An 18534-nucleotide genomic window follows, 5' to 3' on the forward strand; every position below is an offset into this window, starting at 1 on the left:
CTTCAGCGAAGGGAAGTTCATCGTGGCCTGCTCATCCAACTCCCTCTGGGCAGGGGAGACCACCTGGTTCTGCTGCGGCGCGGCCTGGGGCCCCTGCGGCAGCGCCGGCGGTGGCGCCTGCGGCAACTGCCGGTCCGCCGCCAACCACGGCGCCTGGCCCAACGCCTCCCAGGCGTGCTGGGACATCACCCGCCCCGACCAGTGCGGCGAGGGTGGCATCCCGCGCCGGGGCTGCGGCTCGGTCATGAACGTGCGCCACCAGTGTTCCGGCGCCACGGTCTGCATCACCATCACCGACTGCGGCCCCAGGACCCGCAGCTTCTGCGGCGAGCAGTCCTGCTGCGGCGGCTCCTGCCGGGTCAACCGCATCCTCGACCTCACCCCCGCCGCCTACTCCGCGATCGGCAGCCTCGACTCCGGCGTGCTGCCCGTCCTGATCACCGAGTGAACGAGGCGAGAGGAGACCACTCGTGAAGAACGACACCCCACGCCTCGGCCGCCGAGGCTTCCTGACCAGCGCCGCGCTGGGCGGCGCCACCATCGTGGGCGCCTCGGCGCTCGGCGCGCTCGACGCCGACGCCGCGTTCGCCGCCCCCGGGCCCTCGCTCGACCCGGCGATCAGCCAGTCCGCCTTCGCCGAGGGCCGGATCGGCGCCATCCAGGGCTCGTTGCTCCATGTCGCCGGCTCGCACGGCGAGCGGCACCGCATCCAGCTGACCAACGCGACCAGCGTCTGGAAGGCCAGGCCCACCACCGCCGACGACATCGAGGTCGGCGACGGGCTCTACGCGCGCGGCGTGCCGATGCCCGACGGGACCATCGCCGCCGACGCGGTCTGGGTGAACATCGTCAACCTCTACACCACCATCCGGGGCATCGAGCGCCAGCGGCTCCATCTCGCCCACAACAACCACGCGTTGGTCGGGAACACCATCCCGGAGACCTCGGCCTCCTACGCCGGCGGGGCGCTGACCTCCGACCTCTCCCGGCTGCGGATCGGCCAGCCGGCCCAGGTGCTGGGCGCGTGGCGGCCGGCCGACGACTCCATCGACCTGGTGCGCGTCACCGTCGGGCACTGAGGAACGAAGGGACGGTCGGTTGATGAGCCTGCTCGCCTCGTTGCTGCCGCCGCTGGTCGGCGTGCTTCTGCTGGTCAGCGGCGCGCCCAAGGTGGCGCGACGCTCGCTGCGCGCCCAGGCCGCGCGCAGCGCGCTGCCCCGGCTGCTGAAGGACCCGGACCGTGCGGTGTGGGTGCTGCGCGGCACCGGCGTCGCCGAACTGGCCGTCGGCGTCGGGTTGTTGACGGCGGTTCCGGCCGCCGCCGTGGGTGGCGCGCTGCTGGGCGCCGCGTTCCTCGGCTATCTGGTGGCCGGCCGGGCCGTGGCGCCCGAGTCCTCCTGCGGCTGCACCGCCTCGGACAGCGCGCCGATCGGCTGGCACGCGTTCGCCCGGGCCGGCGCGGTGGCGGCGGGCGCCGGCGTCGGCGCGTTGGCCGGCGACCCGTGGTGGACGGCGCTCGCCGAACGGCCTGGCGTCTCGTCCGCCGTGCTGCTCGCCGGCGGCGCGGCCCTGGCCTGGCTGGCGGCCGCGCCCGAGCACCAGTGGCGGGTGCCGCTGCGCCGGCTCCGCATCCGCCTGTTCGGCCACCCGCTGGACACCGGCGCCGCCGGCACCCCGGTGGCCGCCTCCGTCGAACTGCTGGAGCGCTCCCTGGCCTGGGAGACGGTGGCGCCGATCATCCGCTCCGGGCTGCTGGAGCACTGGGAGGAGGACGGCTGGCGCATCCTGCACTACGCCGGGGCGCAGCGGGTCGGCGACGCCGAACGCCCGGTCTCCGTCCTCTTCGCCCTGGACGCCAGGGCCACCAGGGACGGGCTGACCGAACGGGTCATCAGGGTCGGCGTCGTCGACCGGGAGACCGAGGAGGTGCTCACGCCCGAACTGGTCGTGGCCCCCGGCGCCTGACCGGCGCGGGCCCCGGACCCGCCCGGGGCCCGCGCCCTCAGACGACGTCCTGGCCGACGGACAGCATGTTGCCCTCGCTGTCCCGGAACCAGGCGCCGTGCTCGCCCCGGGCGTTCCTGCTCGGATAGTGGCCGCGCACCTCCACGATCTCCTCGCCGACGCGTTCCCCCTCGTACGAGTCCGGCAGCTCGACATGCTCGAACTCCACGCCGCGCCGCTTCAGTTCGGCGACCGTGGCGGCGATGTCGGGAACGTTCCAGGACATCTGGGTGAAGGTGCCCGGGGAGGTGCCGGCCGAGAGGAAGACCAGAACTCCACGCCGCCGCACCGGTAGAGCAGCCCGCCGGGGCGCTCGTCGGCCGGTTCGAGGCCGAGCCGCTCGGCGTAGAACCGGCGGGCCCGGTCCAGGTCCTGGGCGGGCAGCCGGGTCGAGGGGCTGCCCTGGGCGAGCGGGCTCGCCGTGTCGCTCGTGTGCATGACGCCCAGTCTGACCCGCGCCACCGACAGTCCGGCGCGACGACGCGCCCCCGCTCAGCGGGCCGGCCAGCGCCCGGCAGCCAGCGCGGCGAGCACACCGTCCGGATCGTGCTGCTTCCAGTAGCGGAACACCAGCGCGACGCCGGGGTCTGGGGTCTCGGGCGCCTCGGGCGCGGCGAACGAGGCGATCGGCCGGTCGGCGTCCACCAGATACCGGGGTGCGGCCCACTGCTGCGCCACCACGCCCACCGGCTCGCCACCCACCGTGAGAATCCAGGTCGCCCGCCCGCCGGCGACGGTGGCCAGGTAGCGGTCCGCCAGCAACCCGGCGACCACCCGGCCCAACGAGGCATCGGCCGGCACGTCGAGGGTCCTGACATGCGGCAGCGCGTCGTCCCCCGCCGCGACGCTCGTGCGGTCAACGGTGATCTCCATGACGGTCAACCTATGCCCGACGCACAGGAGTTGTCCCGGGCCGAGGCACCCGCCCGGGACCGCAGGGCCGCCCCCAACCCGTCACCGCCGGGACCGGCTGCAAACCGCAGCCGGACCGGACCACCCCCGCGCGTGCGGGGAAGACGCGGTCGCCACCGAGGCGGCCGCCCCGGGCGGCGGACCACCCCCGCGCGTGCGGGGAAGACCCCCGCCCGAGACCATGGGCAGGTTCCCGCAACGGACCACCCCCGCGCGTGCGGGGAAGACGGGGACGCCGAGGGCGGCGAGGCGGGTGCGGACGGACCACCCCCGCGTGTGCGGGGAAGACAGCTCCGCGTACAGCTGGATCGGCGCTGTGACCGGACCACCCCCGCGTGTGCGGGGAAGAGACTTCGTGACCTGCGGCGTCAGATGCGCTTTGCCATTACTTGACCTCCCCACACCGAACCGCAGTTCACCACGTGCCGCACCATCCCGCCTCCCGTTCTCCTGTCCCCCCGTTCCGTTCCACGACGCCCGTCACCGACCGTCGTTCAAAACTAACCGCCGGCACTGACAACGGCGTTGGCGTCGCTCCCGCGCCCGCCCGGAGGGCACCCCCGGAACTCCCTCGCGAAGCGCGCCGCCCCCAGGGCGGCGCGCGCCTCCGCTGCCACGCGGCCAGCGTCCCCGCGTTCGGCCGCCGGCAGCGGCGCGCCGGCGGCCTCGCGGAGGCGGGCCGCCGCGCCGAGGCGCCGCGCGGCGGCCACCGGTTGACCGCCGGAGGCATACGCCCCGGCGAGTCCTTCGAGGGCGAGGGCGACCGCCCTGGGGTCGCCGCTCTCCCGGGCGGCGGCCAGCCCCCTCCGGTGCAGGTCGAACGCCTCGGCGACCTCGCCCCGCAGCTCGGCGACGAAGCCGAGTTCGGCGAGGAGCAGCGCCGGCCCCGGCCCGAAGTCCGTGGCGCGGTGCCAGTCCAGCGCGGCGCGCAGGTGCCGTTCCGCGCCGTCGAGGTCACCCGCGCGCCGGGCGGCGAGGCCGAGGCCGATCTCGGCGTGCACCTCGCCCGCCGCGTACCCGTGCCGCGCGGCCAGCGCCATCGACCGCCGGTGCAGCGCGTCGGCCGCCGACCGGTCGCCGGTCAGCAGCGCGACGCGGCCCAACCCCGTGATGCGGTCGGCCGCCTCGGCCCAGAGCCCCAACTCCTCGGCCAGCCGCAGCCCTTCGCGGTGCAGCCGCTCCGCGCGCGGCAGGTCGCCGGCGATGGTGGCCAGCGCGGCCAGGGCGTAGCCGGCGTTCAACCGCCCCCAGCCGTCGCCGAGTTCGAGGAAGGTCGCGTGCGCGGCCTCGGCGTCGTCCCGGGCGGGCCCGAGGTCGCCCCGCAGCAGGGACCGCACCGCCCGGGTGGTGAGCGCGGCGGCCGTTCCCCAGCGGTCCCCGGCCGCGCCGAGCGCGCCCAGCGCCCGAGCGAGCAGCGCCTCGCCGCGCGGCAGATCGGCCCCCGACCGCAGCAGCGCGTGCCCGAGGAACCAGACGGCCCGGGCGTCGCCCCGCTCGGCGCCGACCCGCGCCGTCGCGTGGTCGCCGGCCAGTGCCGCGAACCCCGCGTGCCACAGCGCCGCGCCGGAACGAAGCCCCTCGTCGGCCGCCCCGCCCGCCGGTGTCCCGCCCGCCGGTGTTCCGGCCACCGCCAGCGCCTCGCCCAACGACCGCCGCGCTTCGCTGAGTCGGCCGCGCAGAAACCAGTACCAGCCCAGCGCGACCGCCAACCGCAGCGCGCCGTCCCCGTTCCGCCGCCGCACGGCGCCGTCGAGGGCGGCGCGCAGATTGCCGCTCTCCCGGTCGAGGCGGAGCAGCCACGCCGCCTGCTCCGGGCCGCGCAGTCCGGCGGAGCCCCGTTCGGCCAACGCGGTGCAGTGCACGAGGTGCCGCGCCTGGAGGTCCGCCAACTCGCCCGCCTCGACGAGGCGTTCGCGCGCGTAGGCCGCGACGGTCTCCGGCAGCCGGTAGCGCGGGCCTTCGGCCGCCGCACCGTCGGTGTCCGTGGGGTCCTCGGCCGTGACCAGGGAACGGTCCACCAGCCGGATCAACGGGCCGACGACCTCACCCCGTTCGTCCGCCCGTTCGCCGCCGCACACCGCCTCCGCCGCCGCCAGGTCCAGCCCGTCGGCCGGGGCGAAGACGGAGAGGCGGCGCAGCAGTGCGCGTTCGTCCGCGTCGAGGAGGTCCCAGCTCCAGTCGACGACCGCGCGCAGCGTGCGCTGCCGGGGCGGCAGGCCGTGCGCGCCGCCGGTCAACAGCCGGAAGCGGTCGTCGAGTCGGGCGGCCAGTGCGTGGACGCCGAGCGCCCGGACGCGGGCGGCGGCCAGCTCCAGGGCGAGGGGGAGCCGGTCCAGCCGGCGGCAGATCGTCGCGACGGCCGCCGCATTCGCCTCGGTGACGGCGAAGCCGGGCGCCGAGTCACCCGCCCGGGCGGCGAACAGCGCCTCGGCGTCGGCCTGTTGGAGCGGCGGCACGGTCCACACCGCCTCGCCCGGCAGGCCCAGCGGCTCCCTGCTGGTGGCCAGCACGGTCAACCCGGGTGCTGCCGCGAGTAGTTCGCGCACGGTCGCGGCGGCCGGACCGATCAGGTGCTCGCAGTTGTCGAGCAGCAGCAGGAGTCGGAGCGGGCGGAGCCGCGCACGCAGCGCGTCCAGCAGCCCGCCCGGGGCGTCGTCCTCCCGGGCGCCGAGCGCCGCCCCGAGCCGCTCCGCCACCGGGTTCACGGGGCCGAGAGGAGCAGCGCCGAGGAGAACGGAACCGCCGGCGGCCGGCGCGTCAACGCCCCCGCCCAGCGCGACCGTTCGCACCCCGTCGGGCCGGCCGCCGGCCACCCGTTCCGCCACCTCCTCCGCGAGCCGCGTCTTGCCGACGCCGCCGGGCCCGGTCAGCGTCACCAGGCGGTGCCCGTCCAGGAGTTGGGCGATGGCGGCGACGGCCGGCTCCCGGCCGACGAGGGCGGTCAGCGGCGCGGCCCGCCCTTCCGGCACGCGGGCCGACGCCGCCGGCGGCGGGCGCAGGCCCGGGTCCTGGGTGAGGATCGCCCGGTGCAGGGCGGCGAGTTCGGGGCCGGGGTCCACGCCCAGCTCCTCGGCGAGCCGCACCCGCAGGGACTCGTACCCGGCCAGCGCCTCGGCCTGCCGCCCGGCGAGCCAGAGGGCGCGCAGCTGGGCGGCGCGCAGCCGCTCGCGCAGCGGATGGGCGGCCGCCAGGGCGGTCAACTCGTCGCCCACCGCGTGGTGTTCACCCAGTTCGAGGCGGGCCTCGGCCAGCGCCTCCACGGCGGTCAGCCGCTCCTCGACGAGCCGTGTCGCCGTGCTCCGCAGCGCGGGAAGGTCGCCCACGCCGGCGAACGGCTCCCCGTTCCACAGCGCCAGCGCCTCCCGCAGCAACTCGGCGCTCGCGCGCGGGTCCCCGGCCGCGCCGGCCGCGCCGGCCCGCGCCGTCAGGGTGGCGAAGCGGTGCGCGTCCACCGCTTCGGGCGCGACCCGCAGCAGATAGCCGGCGTGCCGGGACTCGACGGGGCTCCCCGTCCCCGGCTCGGCCAGGGCCCGGCGCAGCCGGGAGACCCTGGTCTGGAGCGCGCCGGCCGGGTTCCTCGGCGGCCGATCGCCCCACAGCTCGTCCACCAGCCGGTCGGCGGAGACCGTGCGCCCGGCCTCGGTGAGCAGCACCGCCAGCAGCGCGCGCACCCCGGCCTCGGGCACGTCGAGGGGCCGCCCGTCGGATGCCAGGACGGTCAACGGGCCGAGGACCAGGAAGCGCATGGACGCACCGTAACCCGCCCCACCAGCGGCGTTCCCGACCGACCGGCGCACAGCCCCACCCCGACAGCGCGGCCGACAGCGTTCCGACACCGCCCCGACAGCGCCGCCCGGCACCGTGAGGTCAACGCCGAACGGGCCGGCCACCGCCGCCCGTCGCGGCGCACCACAAGAGGACGAACGCGGAAGCGCCCAAGCGTAGAAGGAGACGGCGATGACGATGGCGAAGTCGAAGGTGAAGGCGAATGCGGACGCGGACGCGGAGCGGGGCGACGAGGAACGGCCGGCCGGCGCGGCGGGCCGCGAGCGGTCGGCGGTGTCGGTGATCGGTCTCGGTCAGTTGGGGGCCAGGCTGGCCCAGGCGTTCCTGGCCGCCGGCCACCCCACCACCGTGTGGAACCGGGGCGCGGCGCGGGCCGAGGCGCTGGCCGCCCAGGGCGCGCTCCGCGCGGCGGCGCCACGGGAGGCGGTCCTGGCGAGCCCGCTGGTCGTGGTGTGCCTGCCGGAGTACGCGACGGTGCGGGAGGTGCTGGGGCCGGTGGCGGGGGAACTGCGCGGCCGGGTGCTGGTCAACCTGACCTCCGGCACGCCCGAACAGGCCGCCGAGGCCGCCGCGTGGGCCGGGCGGCACGGCGCCGCCTACCTCGACGGCGCCGCGATGAGCGGCACCCGGCTGGTGGGCCGGCCCGAGGCGCTGTTCGTGTTCAGCGGGGCGCCGGAGGCGTTCGCCGCGCACCGCCCGGTGCTGGCGAGCCTGGGCAACGCCCTGCACCTGGGCGCCGATCCGGCGCTGGCGCCGGTCTATGACACCGCGCTGTTCGGGCTGGCCTGGGGGACGCTGGCCGGGTTCCACCACGCGCTGGCCCTGGTGCGTTCGGCGGGCGTCGACCCGGCGGCGTTCGCCTCGGTGGCCGCCGTCCATCTGCCGTTCGTTGGCTCGCTGTTGGGCGAGCACGCGCGGCAGGTGACGGAGGGCCGTTACCCGGACGACGACGGCACCGTCGACGTGCACCGCGCGGCGCTGGAGCATCTGACGCACGCCAGCGCGGCGGCGGGCCTCGCCACCGACGTGCCCCGGCTGTTCACGACCCTGCTGGACCGCGCGGCGGCCGCCGGCCACGGCGCCAGCGGCATCGCCAGCGTCGCCGAGGCCCTGCCCGAGCACGCGGCGGCCTGAGACGCGACCGCGCCCCCTCCCGCGCGGCGGGGAGGGGGCACGGTCAACGGGCCCGGCGGCCCGGCGGGTTGCGCCGGCCGGGCCGGCTCAGATGTCGCGGAAGGTCTCGATCTGCGCGCCGACCGAGTTCAGCCGCTCGGCGAGGTCCTCGTAACCACGGTTGATCACATAGACGTTGCGCAGCACCGAGGTGCCCTCGGCCGCCATCATCGCGAGCAGGACGACCACGGCGGGCCGCAGCGCCGGCGGGCACATCATCTCGGCGGCCCGCCAGCGGGTCGGCCCCTCGACCAACACCCGGTGCGGGTCGAGGAGTTGGAGCCGGCCGCCGAGGCGGTTGAGGTCGGTGAGGTAGATCGCGCGGTTGTCGTAGACCCAGTCGTGGATCATCGTCGAGCCGTGTGCCGTGGCCGCGATGGCCGCGAAGAACGGGGCGTTGTCGATGTTGAGGCCGGGGAACGGCATCGGGTGGATCTTGTCGATCGGCGCCTCCAGCTTGGAGGGCCGCACGGTGAGGTCGGCCAGCCGGGTGCGGCCGTTGTCCGCCTTGTACTCGGGGCCGAGGTCGTGGTCCAGGCCCATGCCCTCCAGGACGGCCAGTTCGATCTCCAGGAACTCCAACGGCACCCGCCGCACGGTGAGTTCGGACTCGGTGACCAGGGCGGCCGCGATCAGGCTCATCGCCTCGACCGGGTCCTCGGAGGGCGAGTAGTCCACGTCCCGGTCGATCTCGGGAACGCCGTGCACGGTCAGCGTGGTGGTGCCCACGCCGTCGATCACCACGCCCAACTGCTCCAGGAAGAAGCACAGGTCCTGGACCATGTAGTTGGAGGACGCGTTGCGGATCACGGTGGTGCCGTCGTGCCGGGCGGCGGCCAGCAGCGCGTTCTCGGTGACGGTGTCGCCGCGCTCGGTCAGCACGATGGGGCGGTCCGGCGATGTGCCCGGCGTGACCGTGGCGTGGTAGACGCCCTCGGTGGCGGTGACCTCGAGCCCGAAGCGGCGCAGGGCCATCATGTGCGGCTCGACGGTGCGGGTGCCGAGGTCGCAGCCGCCGGCGTAGGGGATCTTGAACTGGTCCATGCGGTGCATCAGCGGCCCGAGGAACATGATGATGCTCCTGGTGCGGCGGGCCGCGTCCAGGTCGATCGCGTCCATGTCCAGCTCGGCGGGCGGCGTGATCTCCAGGTCGGCGCCCTCGTTGATCCAACGGGTGCGTACGCCGATCGAGTTGAGCACCTCCAGGATGCGGAAGACCTCCTCGATCCTGGCGACCCGACGCAGCACGGTGCGGCCGGAGTTGAGGAGGCTGCCGCAGAGCAGCGCCACGCAGGCGTTCTTGCTCGTCTTGACGTCGATGGCGCCGTTGAGCCGTCTGCCGCCCACCACCCGCAGATGCATCGGGCCGGCGTAGCCCAGCGAGACGATCTCGCTGTCCAGGGCCTCGCCGATGCGCGCGATCATCTCAAGGCTGATGTTCTGGTTGCCTCGTTCGATGCGGTTCACCGCGCTCTGACTGGTGCTGAGTGCCTCCGCGAGCTGCGATTGTGTCCAGCCGCGATGTTGACGGGCGTCCCGAATGAGCTGTCCGATCCGGGCCAGGTAGTCATCGATCATGTCTTCGAGCCTATCTCACATATGAGATTGCTCCTCTCGGGGTGGGCCATTCGGGTGGTGACACGCCGAGCGGCGGCGTGTTCTACTGTTGTTCTAGTTGTTCGCGTCGAATGCGAACAAGTGGCCAACGGCCGTGCGCGGACGAGGGGAGCGGGCATGGGAGAGACCACCGACGAGCGAGGGCGGGGGCGCGGGCTGGCGCTGGTCGTCCTGCCGCACCTCGCGGCGATCGGCATCCTGACCGCCGTCGCGATCGGGGTGCACGACCGGCTGCCGGACCGGGTGGCCACCCACTTCGACGGTGGCGGCACGGCGGACGGCTTCCTCTCCCGCGAGGCTCTGCTGGCCATGGCGGTGGGCACGCTGGTCTTCCAGGGGCTCGTGCTCGGCGTCGCCCTGTGGCGTGGCCGGGGCCCGATGCGCCGGCTGACGACCGCGCTCGGCGCCGGCCTGCCGGTGTTCACCGGGACGCTGCTGGTCACCTCGCTGCTGGTCAACGTCGACGTCGCCGACCCGACCGACGTGCGGATGCCGCTGTGGTGGCTGCCGCTGGCGCTGAGCGGTGGCGCGCTGGCGGGGCTCGGCGCCTGGCGGCTGGCGGGCGCGGACCCGAGGAACCGCGAGCGCCAGGGACGTTCCCCGGTGCTGCCGCTGGCGCCGGGCGAGTCGGCGGTCTGGAGTCGACATGTCGGCTCCCGCATGATGCGGATCGCCGCCCTGGTGGTGCTGGCGGCCTCGGTGGTCTCGCTGGCGGCGGGGGAGTGGACGCCGGGGCTGCTGGGCCTGCTGGCTGCCGTCCTCGTCGGCGCGCTGGCCAGCGTGCGGGTCACCGTGGACGGCTCGGGGCTGGTCGTCGACCTGCCGCTGCTGCCGAGGCCGAGGCTGTCCGTTCCGCTGGCCAGCGTCGCGGAGGCGGAGGCGGTGCGGGTGGACGCGATCGGCGACTTCGGCGGCTGGGGCTACCGCGTCCGGCCCGGCGCCTCAGGCGTCGTGCTGCGCTCCGGCGAGGCGCTGCGGGTGCGGCGCGCCGGCGGGCGGGCGTTCGTCGTCACCGTGGACGACGCGGACACCGCCGCCGCGCTGCTCAACGGGCTGGCCGCGCGCCGGCGCGGGGAAGGCGACTGAGCCGATGCTCTTCCGGGTCACGCCCGACTCGCCCGTCCCGCTGGGCGAGCAGATCGCCGCCTGCGTCCGGGGCGCGATCGCCGACGGCTCGGCCCAGCCGGGCGAACGGCTGCCGCCGGCCCGCTCGTTGGCCGGTTCGCTGGGCGTCAACGTGCACACCGTGCTGCGCGGCTACCAGCGGCTGCGCGACGAGGGGCTGGTGGAGCTGCGGCGCGGCCGGGGCACGGTGGTCACCGGCCGGACCGACGCGCCGGGCCTGGCCCGGCTGCTCACCCTGGCCGCCGAACTGGTCGCCGAGGCCAGGGCACTGGGCGTCGGGGACGAGGAGATCCTGCGGCTGGTCGCCTCCCAACTCCCCACCGCCGCCGCCGAATCCGGGGCGCACTGAGGGCGGCCGCCCGGCCCTACGCGGGCAGCGCCGCGCACCGCAGCGCTGCGGCGCGCGCCGCGTCCGGCAGCAGCGCCGAACGCGGGCCCTATGCCAGCCAGTTGAGCGGGTTGAGCGGGAACACGGCCGCCACTCGCTGAACGGGCCCGGGCGGCCGTCACCGCGCGGCCTCGGGGGCGGCCGGCGTCTCGGGGGTGGCCGCCTCCCCGGGGACGGCCGCCTTCTGGGGAACGGCGCCCGGCTCGCCGGCCGCCGGCCCCACGGCCCCCGCGCCCTCGACGATCGCCGGGCAGCCACCGTGCTTAGCGGGTCAACGCCAACAGCTCCTCGGTCGTCGACTCCTCGCCCCCGCCCGCGAGTTGGGCGACGGCCGCGAACGCGGCGATCACCCGGCTCCACTCGTGCAGCCGCTCGCCGTCGAGCCCGCACGCCGCAGCGACGCGCGCGCAGCGCGCCCCGACCCCCTCGGCCCCGGCCCCGGCCACGACGAGGTCCACGGCGTCGAAGCACGGATCGCCCACGCACACCTTCGGGTCGATGGCCATCAGCCCGCGCGCCGCGCCGCCGTCGAGCGCGTTGCCCGGGTGCAGGTCACCGTGGAGCAGCACGGGCCGCGCCGTCGTGGCCAGCAGCCGATCGCAGCGTCGAACGGCCCGGTCCCAGGCGGCGGCGTCCAGCCGTGCGCCGACCGCCGGCTCGATCAGCCGCCGGCCGACCCGCGCGAACGCCTCCTCGCACCGGTCGCCCAGCGTGCGCGTCGCCCCCGGCGGCGGGGCAAGGCCGTGCAAGGCGGCCAGCAGGTCGGCCCACCGCTCCGGGAGCGAGGCGGCGGGCAACTCGCCCGCCTCCGTGCCCGGCAGGATCTCCGTCATCACCAGCGCGCCCGCCGCCCCGTCCAGCGCCACCACCACCGGCACCCGGCCCGAGGCGGCCAACCAGCGCAGCATGTCCGCCTGCTCGACCAGCAGCGTCCGGTCCGGGCTGAGCTTCAGCACCGCCGGCGTGCCGTCCGGCCAGCGGCAGCGCAGCGTGATCGACGCGGCGCCCTCGGGCAGCGGCGCGCCGAGCGTGAGGCCCCAACGCGCGGTCAACCCCGCGACCAGGCGCGGGACCTCCGCGCACCACCCGGCCACCCCCGGCCCGAACCGCCGCACCAGCCGCGCCGTCGCCTTCGCCAGGTCTGTATCTGCCAGGCCCGCCCCCGCCGGACCGACACCCGCCGGGTCTGCGCCTGCCAGGTCTGTGTCCGCTGGGCCCACGCCCGCCGGACCGACACCGGCCAAGTCTGTGTCCGCCAGGTTTGCGCGCGTCAGATCCACTCGGGCCGGGTCCACCCGGGCCGGGTCCGTCCGTTCGGCGTCCGCCGGGGGATTCGCTGGTCCGTTCATCCGGTCAGTCTGCTGCCCACACGCTTCCCGTTCATCGCCTTTCCGACCCAGGCCGCGAACGCGCGCCGCCGCGAACCCCCGCCGCCCGCATGGCGGTTGGGCCCCGCCCGGCCGCGCTGCGCCGCACCGCGCGAACCGCCGCCCGCGTCCCGGGAGATGGCGGCCGGCTGACGCGCGCCCCGGCCGCCACCGGCCACCGCGCCAGGGCGCCCCCGCCGCCGTGCCCTGCCGGCGCTCGGCCAGGCCCTCCACCCCGCCGCCGCCCCGCCAGGCCCCCGCCGCGCCGCGCCGCTCGCGCGCCTCACCCCGCGCCCCAACCCGCCGCCGCGCCGCGCGCCCCGCCGCGCCCCAACCCGCCGTGGCGCGGCAGCGCCCCGCCGCGCAGCGCGCCCCGCCCCGCCGCGCCCCGACGCGGCGGGGCGACCGTTCCTCGACGCCGCCGCCCGTCGATGCGTTAGGGTTATCTCGACATCGAGATACCTGGCGTCGAGAGACGACGCCGTGGGACGGCGGGAAACCGTCTGTCGATGCGCCTTCCGAGGGGCCCACTTAGGGTTCCCTTAGCGAGTGGTGGCCCGGTGCGCACGGCAGGATTGCGGTAGAACGCGCGAATCATGTGGTGAAGGAGACAGTCGTGTCGGCGAACAGCTTCGACGCCCGCAGCACCCTGCGGGTGGGCGACGAGTCGTACGAGATTTTCCGGCTGGACAAGGTGGCGGGCTCGGACCGCCTGCCGTACAGCCTGAAGGTGCTGCTGGAGAACCTGCTCCGGACCGAGGACGGGGCGAACATCACCGCCGATCACATCCGGGCCCTCGCCGGTTGGGACGCCAGCGCGCAGCCCAGCCAGGAGATCCAGTTCACGCCGGCCCGCGTGATCATGCAGGACTTCACCGGCGTGCCCTGCGTGGTGGACCTGGCCACCATGCGGGAGGCCGTGCGCGAGTTGGGCGGCGACCCGGCGCGCATCAACCCGCTGGCGCCGGCCGAGCTGGTCATCGACCACTCCGTCATCGCCGACAAGTTCGGCACCGCCAACGCGTTCCAGCAGAACGTCGAGCTGGAGTACGGCCGCAACCGCGAGCGCTACCAGTTCCTGCGCTGGGGCCAGACCGCCTTCGACGAGTTCAAGGTGGTCCCGCCCGGCACCGGAATCGTGCACCAGGTGAACATTGAGCACCTGGCGCGGACCGTGATGGTCAGGAATGGTCAGGCGTACCCGGACACCCTGGTCGGCACCGACTCGCACACCACCATGGTCAACGGCCTGGGCGTGCTCGGCTGGGGCGTCGGCGGCATCGAGGCCGAGGCCGCGATGCTGGGGCAGCCGGTCTCCATGCTGATCCCGCGCGTGGTCGGCTTCAAGCTCACCGGCGAGCTGCCCACCGGCACCACCGCCACCGACCTGGTCCTCACCATCACCGAGATGCTGCGCAAGCACGGTGTGGTGGGCAAGTTCGTCGAGTTCTACGGCGAGGGCGTCGGCGCCATCCCGCTGGCCAACCGCGCGACCATCGGCAACATGTCGCCGGAGTTCGGCTCGACGGCCGCGATCTTCCCGATCGACGCTGAGACCATCAGCTATCTGCGGCTGACCGGCCGGGACGCCCAGCAGCTGGCGCTGGTCGAGTCCTACGCCAAGGAGCAGGGCCTGTGGCTGGACCCGGCCAGCGAGCCGGAGTTCAGCGAGTACCTGGAGCTGGACCTGGCCACCGTGGTGCCCTCGATCGCCGGCCCCAAGCGCCCCCAGGACCGGATCGCGCTCTCCGACGCCACCGCCAAGTTCGCCGACGACGTGCGCGCCTACGTGCCGAACGCGGACGCCGACGAGGCCGGCAAGGAGTCCTTCCCGGCCTCCGACTCCCCGGCCGTCAGCAACGGCACGCCCAGCCACCCGGTCACCGTGACCCTGGCCGACGGCAGCAGCTTCGAACTGGACCACGGCGCGGTCACCGTCGCCGCCATCACCTCCTGCACCAACACCTCCAACCCCTCGGTGATGGTGGGCGCGGCGCTGCTGGCCAAGAAGGCGGTCGAGCGCGGCCTGTCGCGCAAGCCGTGGGTCAAGACGACCCTCGCGCCCGGCTCCAAGGTCGTCATGGACTACTACGACCGCGCCGGCCTGACCCCGTACCTGGACAAGCTCGGCTTCAACCTGGTCGGTTACGGCTGCACCACCTGCATCGGCAACTCGGGCCCGCTGCCCGAGGAGATCTCGCAGGCGGTCAACGAGCACGACCTCGCCGTGGTTTCCGTCCTCTCCGGCAACCGGAACTTCGAGGGCCGGATCAACCCCGACGTCAAGATGAACTACCTGGCCAGCCCGCCGCTGGTGGTCGCCTACGCGCTCGCCGGCTCCATGAAGGTGGACATCACCCGCGAGCCGCTGGGCGCCGACGCCGAGGGCCGCCCGGTCTACCTGCGGGACATCTGGCCCACCGAGCGGGAGATCGAGGAGGTCGTTGCCTCCGCCATCGGCCAGGAGATGTTCGGCCAGAGCTACGCGGACGTCTTCGCCGGCGACGCCCAGTGGAACGCGCTGCCGATCCCCACCGGTTCGACCTTCGAGTGGGACCCGGAGTCCACCTACGTCCGCAAGCCCCCCTACTTCGAGGGCATGAGGCAGGACCCGGAGCCGGTCTCCGACATCACCGGGGCCCGGGTGCTGGCCAAGCTGGGCGACTCGGTCACCACCGACCACATCTCGCCGGCCGGCGCCATCAAGGCGGACACCCCCGCCGGCCGCTACCTCACCGAACACGGCGTGGAGCGGCGGGACTTCAACTCCTACGGCTCCCGGCGCGGCAACCACGAGGTGATGATCAGGGGCACCTTCGCCAACATCCGGCTGCGGAACCAGATCGCGCCCGGCACCGAGGGCGGCTACACCCGGGACTTCACCCAGGACGGCGCGCCGGTGTCGTTCATCTACGACGCCTCGCGCAACTACCAGGAGGCGGGCGTCCCGCTGGTCGTCCTGGCCGGCAAGGAGTACGGCTCGGGCTCCTCCCGCGACTGGGCGGCCAAGGGCACCGCGCTGCTGGGCGTGCGGGCCGTGATCGCCGAGTCCTACGAGCGCATCCACCGCTCCAACCTGATCGGGATGGGCGTGCTGCCGCTCCAGTTCCCGGCCGGGCAGGACGCCGCCTCGCTGGGCCTGACCGGCGAGGAGACCTTCTCCATCACCGGCGTGACCGCGCTCAACGACGGCACCACGCCCGAGACCGTCAGGGTCACCACGGACGGCGGCGTGGAGTTCGACGCCGTGGTCCGGATCGACACCCCCGGCGAGGCGGACTACTACCGCAACGGCGGGATCATGCAGTACGTGCTGCGTTCGCTGCTGCGCAAGTGAGCGCCGGGCGCCCGCTCCCGCGTTACCGCCGGGTCACCGCGACCCGGCGGACGCGCGGGCCGGGCGCCCGCTGACGAAGCGTCAGCGCGGCCCGCGAATCCCCAGCTCAGCGCGAGGGTCGGCCAACTGTCCGCGATTCACCCGGACGTGGCCGGCCCTTCGTGTGTGTCGGGGAGATCTCAACTCGGAAAAGCCTCCCGGCGATCTTGGCTCGCGATCTTCCGTGTACGCGCCAAGTGGACTATACCTGTCGGGCAGTCGGCGGCCATCCCGTTCGGCTCCCCCCAGGAAGGCGAGGCTGCACATGACCTCCAAGCTCAACCGCCGCTCCCTGCTCACCCGTTCCGCCGCGGCCGGCCTGCTCTCCGTGCCGGCGGTGGGCGCCCTGGCCGGCTGCGCCAGCGGTGGCGGCGACGAGGAGTCCGTCGAACGCGGCGAGACCACGGACGACAACCCGCTGGGCGTGGACCCCGAGGCCGAACTCGAGGTCATCATCTTCGACGGTGGCTTCGGCGACCAGTACGCGCTCGACGCCGAGGCGATCTACCAGGAGAGCTACGGCCAGGTCACCCACGACAAGACGACCGAGATCCAGACCAGACTCCAGCCGAGAATGGTCCAGGGCGACCCGCCGGACGTCATCAACAACGGCGGCGCCGACGCCATGGACATCGCGGCGCTGATCCGCAACGGGCAGGTCTACGACCTCAACGAGCTGCTGGACGCCCCCTCGTTGGACGACCCCAACGTCACCGTGCGCGAGACCCTGATGCCCAGCACGGTGGAGATGGGCCAGTTCGGCACGGAGGAGGTCTGGCGGCTCAACTACGCGTTCACCGTCTACGGCCAGTGGTACTCGCGCACCGCCCTGGAGCGGCTTGAGGTCGAGTACCCGCGCACCTGGGACGAGATGATCGCGGTCTGCGAGGCCGCCAAGCGGCAGGGCATGGCGGGCTGGACCTACCCCGGCGTGTATCCCTACTACTTCAACTTCACGCTCTACCCGTTCATCGGCAAGATCGGCGGCGTCGAGGTCCTCCAGGCCATCGACAACCTGGAGCCCAACGCCTGGCGCCACGACGCGGTGAAGGCCGCGTTCGAGGCGTACCACGAGCTGGCCGCGCGCGGCTACGTTCTCCAGGGCAGCCCGGGCATGACCCACGAGGAGTCCCAGGACGAGTGGAACGCCTACCAGGCGCTGTTCATCCCGAACGGCTCCTGGGTGGAGAACGAGTCGCGGCGCAACACCCCCGAGGACTTCGACATGGCGGTGGGCCCGCCCACCGGCCTGGACTCCTCGGACGCGATGCCGTTCGAGACGCTGTGGGCCTCGGCCAGCGAGCCGTTCTTCGTGCCGGCCGACGCCACCAACCCCATCGGCGGCCTGGAGTTCCTGCGGGTGATGCTCGGCCAGGAGTCCGCGCGGAACTTCACCGAGCTGGTCTCCTCGCTGACCTGTGTGCGGGGCGCCGCCGACGGGATGGACCTGCCGCCCGGGCTGACCAGCGCCAAGGCGACCTTCGAGGCGGCCGGCGACAACCTGCTCGTGCCCCGACTGCCCGACTGGTACAAGCAGTTCAACAACGAGGAGGTCGGGGGCGCGGTCGCCGCCATGATGGCCGGCGACATCGACCCGGACGAGGCGATCACCCGGTGTCAGCGGGCGGCCGACGCGACCGCGAGCGACGACTCCATCCAGAAGTTCCAGCACGTCTGAGCGGCGAGGGGGCGGCATGGAGGATGGCATGGAGAGTGGCGTGGAGAGCAGGGACGACACGGCCGGCCGCCGGGGGAGCGGCGGCGACCGGCTGACCCCGGGGCTGGCACTCCGGCTGACCGTGGCGTTCTTCCTGCCGCCCCGGTTCACCCCGCGAAGCGTCCGGTTCGACCGGCGTTACCGAAAACTCGATCAGTACCGCTTCATCGTCTGGTTCCTTTCGTTGCCGGTCCTGGTCTACGGCGTGTTCGTGGTCTCGCCGTTCCTCCAGGCGTTCTTCTACTCGATGACCGACTGGACGGGATACAGCTCCAGTTACGAGTTCACCGGCTTCGAGAACTACGAAAGGATGTGGAACGACGACAAGTTCTGGGAGGCCACCGGGAACAGCCTGCTGCTGTTGCTGGTCGCCCCGCTCGTGACGCTGGTGATGGGCCTGTTCTTCGCCTATATGCTCACCGCCGGCGGTCGGCGGCGGAACGAGGCGGTGGCCGGGGTCACCGGCTCGGGCCTCTACAAGATCGTCTACTTCTTCCCGCAGGTGCTCTCGCTGGCGATCATCGCGGTGATCTGGGCCCGGATCTACAGCCCGCGCAGCGGCGCGCTCAACGCCGGTCTGGACGCGGTCGGTCTCGACTCCTGGCAGCGGGAGGACTGGCTGGGCAGTTCCTGGGCGATCTGGTGCGTGCTGGTGGTGCTGTGCTGGTCGTTCGTCGGCTTCTACGTGGTGCTGTTCTCGGCGGCGATGAGTTCCATCCCCACCGAGATCTACGAGGCCGCCCGGCTGGACGGCGCGGGCCGCTCGACGACGTTCTTCCGGATCACCTTCCCGCTGACCTGGGAGACCGTCCGAACCGGCTGGGTCTACATGGGCATCCAGGCCCTGGACGCCTTCGCGCTGGTGAACGTGATGGTGCCGGAGCACGGCATGGACGTGCTGCCCAGCTACCTGTTCGAGAAGTCGTTCCGGGACGGGCAGGCCGGCTACGCCACCACGATCGGGGTGGCGCTCTTCGTGATCACCCTGCTGTTCGCCACGGTCATGCTGCGGATCGGCCGCAGGGACCGGATCGAGCTGTAGGCGCGGGGGCCGGGCCGCCGCCACCGG

13 protein-coding genes, 1 pseudogene and 1 CRISPR repeat array are annotated in these 18534 nt (G+C 74.1%); of the genes and pseudogenes, 9 read left to right on the plus strand and 5 right to left on the minus strand.

Annotated features, from left to right (window positions below; all coding sequences use genetic code 11):
* Positions 1-22 precede the first annotated feature (22 nt).
* Genes FH609_RS09705 through FH609_RS09715 form a run of 3 tightly spaced genes read left to right on the plus strand, consistent with a single transcriptional unit; the run spans position 23 to position 1965 of the window.
* Positions 23-448, plus strand: coding sequence for an RlpA-like double-psi beta-barrel domain-containing protein (locus tag FH609_RS09705; RefSeq protein ID WP_139666873.1), 426 nt, complete (start codon positions 23-25; stop codon positions 446-448).
* A 22-nt stretch (positions 449-470) separates the two neighbouring features.
* Complete coding sequence (locus tag FH609_RS09710) at positions 471-1079, plus strand: cell wall protein (RefSeq protein ID WP_139666872.1); 609 nt, start codon at positions 471-473, stop codon at positions 1077-1079.
* Positions 1080-1101: 22 nt separating this feature from the next.
* Positions 1102-1965 (plus strand): MauE/DoxX family redox-associated membrane protein, encoded by an 864-nt coding sequence (locus FH609_RS09715; protein WP_226961529.1) that lies wholly within the window; start codon positions 1102-1104, stop codon positions 1963-1965.
* A gap of 37 nt (positions 1966-2002) precedes the next feature.
* Here FH609_RS09715 and FH609_RS09720 read toward each other — a convergent pair.
* The 3 genes and pseudogenes from FH609_RS09720 to FH609_RS32105 all read right to left on the minus strand — a co-directional run bounded on the left by FH609_RS09720 (position 2003) and on the right by FH609_RS32105 (position 6662).
* A pseudogene (locus FH609_RS09720) lies at positions 2003-2442 on the minus strand (VOC family protein).
* Positions 2443-2496: 54 nt separating this feature from the next.
* Positions 2497-2877 carry a hypothetical protein gene (locus FH609_RS09725; RefSeq protein WP_139666871.1) on the minus strand — a complete coding sequence of 127 codons (381 nt, stop codon included), beginning with the start codon at positions 2875-2877 and terminating at the stop codon, positions 2497-2499.
* Positions 2878-2993: 116 nt separating this feature from the next.
* Positions 2994-3266: a CRISPR direct-repeat array (repeat unit 29 nt; unit sequence CGGACCACCCCCGCGCGTGCGGGGAAGAC).
* A 150-nt stretch (positions 3267-3416) separates the two neighbouring features.
* Positions 3417-6662: a BTAD domain-containing putative transcriptional regulator gene (locus FH609_RS32105; RefSeq protein ID WP_139666870.1), complete on the minus strand. Its 3246-nt coding sequence runs from the start codon at positions 6660-6662 to the stop codon at positions 3417-3419.
* A gap of 211 nt (positions 6663-6873) precedes the next feature.
* Between FH609_RS32105 and FH609_RS09735 the strand changes: the two genes are divergently transcribed.
* Positions 6874-7836: an NAD(P)-dependent oxidoreductase gene (locus FH609_RS09735; protein WP_226961530.1), complete on the plus strand. Its 963-nt coding sequence runs from the start codon at positions 6874-6876 to the stop codon at positions 7834-7836.
* Between the two features lie 87 nt (positions 7837-7923).
* On the opposite strand, the gene FH609_RS09740 is transcribed toward FH609_RS09735, so the two are convergent.
* On the minus strand, positions 7924-9453 hold the full coding sequence (locus tag FH609_RS09740) for a UDP-N-acetylglucosamine 1-carboxyvinyltransferase (RefSeq protein ID WP_139666869.1): 1530 nt from the start codon (positions 9451-9453) through the stop codon (positions 7924-7926).
* A gap of 156 nt (positions 9454-9609) precedes the next feature.
* On the opposite strand from FH609_RS09740, the gene FH609_RS09745 reads away from it, so the two are divergent.
* Together FH609_RS09745 and FH609_RS09750 are read left to right on the plus strand one after the other, a co-directional pair.
* Positions 9610-10578 carry a DUF1648 domain-containing protein gene (locus FH609_RS09745; RefSeq protein ID WP_193317831.1) on the plus strand — a complete coding sequence of 323 codons (969 nt, stop codon included), beginning with the start codon at positions 9610-9612 and terminating at the stop codon, positions 10576-10578.
* Positions 10579-10582: 4 nt separating this feature from the next.
* Positions 10583-10966 carry a GntR family transcriptional regulator gene (locus FH609_RS09750; protein ID WP_139666867.1) on the plus strand — a complete coding sequence of 128 codons (384 nt, stop codon included), beginning with the start codon at positions 10583-10585 and terminating at the stop codon, positions 10964-10966.
* 302 nt (positions 10967-11268) lie between these two features.
* Here FH609_RS09750 and FH609_RS09755 read toward each other — a convergent pair whose 3' ends face one another.
* Positions 11269-12144 (minus strand): phosphotransferase, encoded by an 876-nt coding sequence (locus FH609_RS09755; RefSeq protein ID WP_139667029.1) that lies wholly within the window; start codon positions 12142-12144, stop codon positions 11269-11271.
* Positions 12145-12988: 844 nt separating this feature from the next.
* On the opposite strand from FH609_RS09755, the gene acnA reads away from it, so the two are divergent.
* The 3 genes from acnA to FH609_RS09770 all read left to right on the plus strand — a co-directional run bounded on the left by acnA (position 12989) and on the right by FH609_RS09770 (position 18507).
* Entirely contained in the window at positions 12989-15709 is a 2721-nt protein-coding gene (gene acnA, locus FH609_RS09760; protein WP_139666866.1) for an aconitate hydratase AcnA, read from the plus strand.
* A gap of 304 nt (positions 15710-16013) precedes the next feature.
* A complete protein-coding gene (gene ngcE / locus FH609_RS09765; protein ID WP_139666865.1) occupies positions 16014-17426 on the plus strand; it encodes an N-acetylglucosamine/diacetylchitobiose ABC transporter substrate-binding protein in 1413 nt (470 codons plus the stop codon).
* 28 nt (positions 17427-17454) lie between these two features.
* Entirely contained in the window at positions 17455-18507 is a 1053-nt protein-coding gene (locus tag FH609_RS09770) for a carbohydrate ABC transporter permease (protein WP_139666864.1), read from the plus strand.
* The last annotated feature ends 27 nt before the right edge of the window (positions 18508-18534 follow it).

The organism is Streptomyces sp. 3MP-14, from assembly GCF_006334905.2.
Taxonomy (GTDB): domain Bacteria; phylum Actinomycetota; class Actinomycetes; order Streptomycetales; family Streptomycetaceae; genus Streptomyces; species Streptomyces triticirhizae.

What these genes read in the sequence shown, in the direction of transcription:
- FH609_RS09715 (WP_226961529.1), top strand. Translation starts at nt 1,102, where the DNA reads ATGAGCCTGCTCGCCTCGTTGCTGCCGCCGCTGGTCGGCGTGCTTCTG.
- FH609_RS09725 (WP_139666871.1), bottom strand. Translation starts at nt 2,877, where the DNA reads ATGGAGATCACCGTTGACCGCACGAGCGTCGCGGCGGGGGACGACGCG.
- FH609_RS32105 (WP_139666870.1), bottom strand. Translation starts at nt 6,662, where the DNA reads ATGCGCTTCCTGGTCCTCGGCCCGTTGACCGTCCTGGCATCCGACGGG.
- FH609_RS09735 (WP_226961530.1), top strand. Translation starts at nt 6,874, where the DNA reads ATGACGATGGCGAAGTCGAAGGTGAAGGCGAATGCGGACGCGGACGCG.
- FH609_RS09740 (WP_139666869.1), bottom strand. Translation starts at nt 9,453, where the DNA reads ATGATCGATGACTACCTGGCCCGGATCGGACAGCTCATTCGGGACGCC.
- FH609_RS09745 (WP_193317831.1), top strand. Translation starts at nt 9,610, where the DNA reads ATGGGAGAGACCACCGACGAGCGAGGGCGGGGGCGCGGGCTGGCGCTG.
- FH609_RS09750 (WP_139666867.1), top strand. Translation starts at nt 10,583, where the DNA reads ATGCTCTTCCGGGTCACGCCCGACTCGCCCGTCCCGCTGGGCGAGCAG.
- ngcE (WP_139666865.1), top strand. Translation starts at nt 16,014, where the DNA reads ATGACCTCCAAGCTCAACCGCCGCTCCCTGCTCACCCGTTCCGCCGCG.
- FH609_RS09770 (WP_139666864.1), top strand. Translation starts at nt 17,455, where the DNA reads ATGGAGAGTGGCGTGGAGAGCAGGGACGACACGGCCGGCCGCCGGGGG.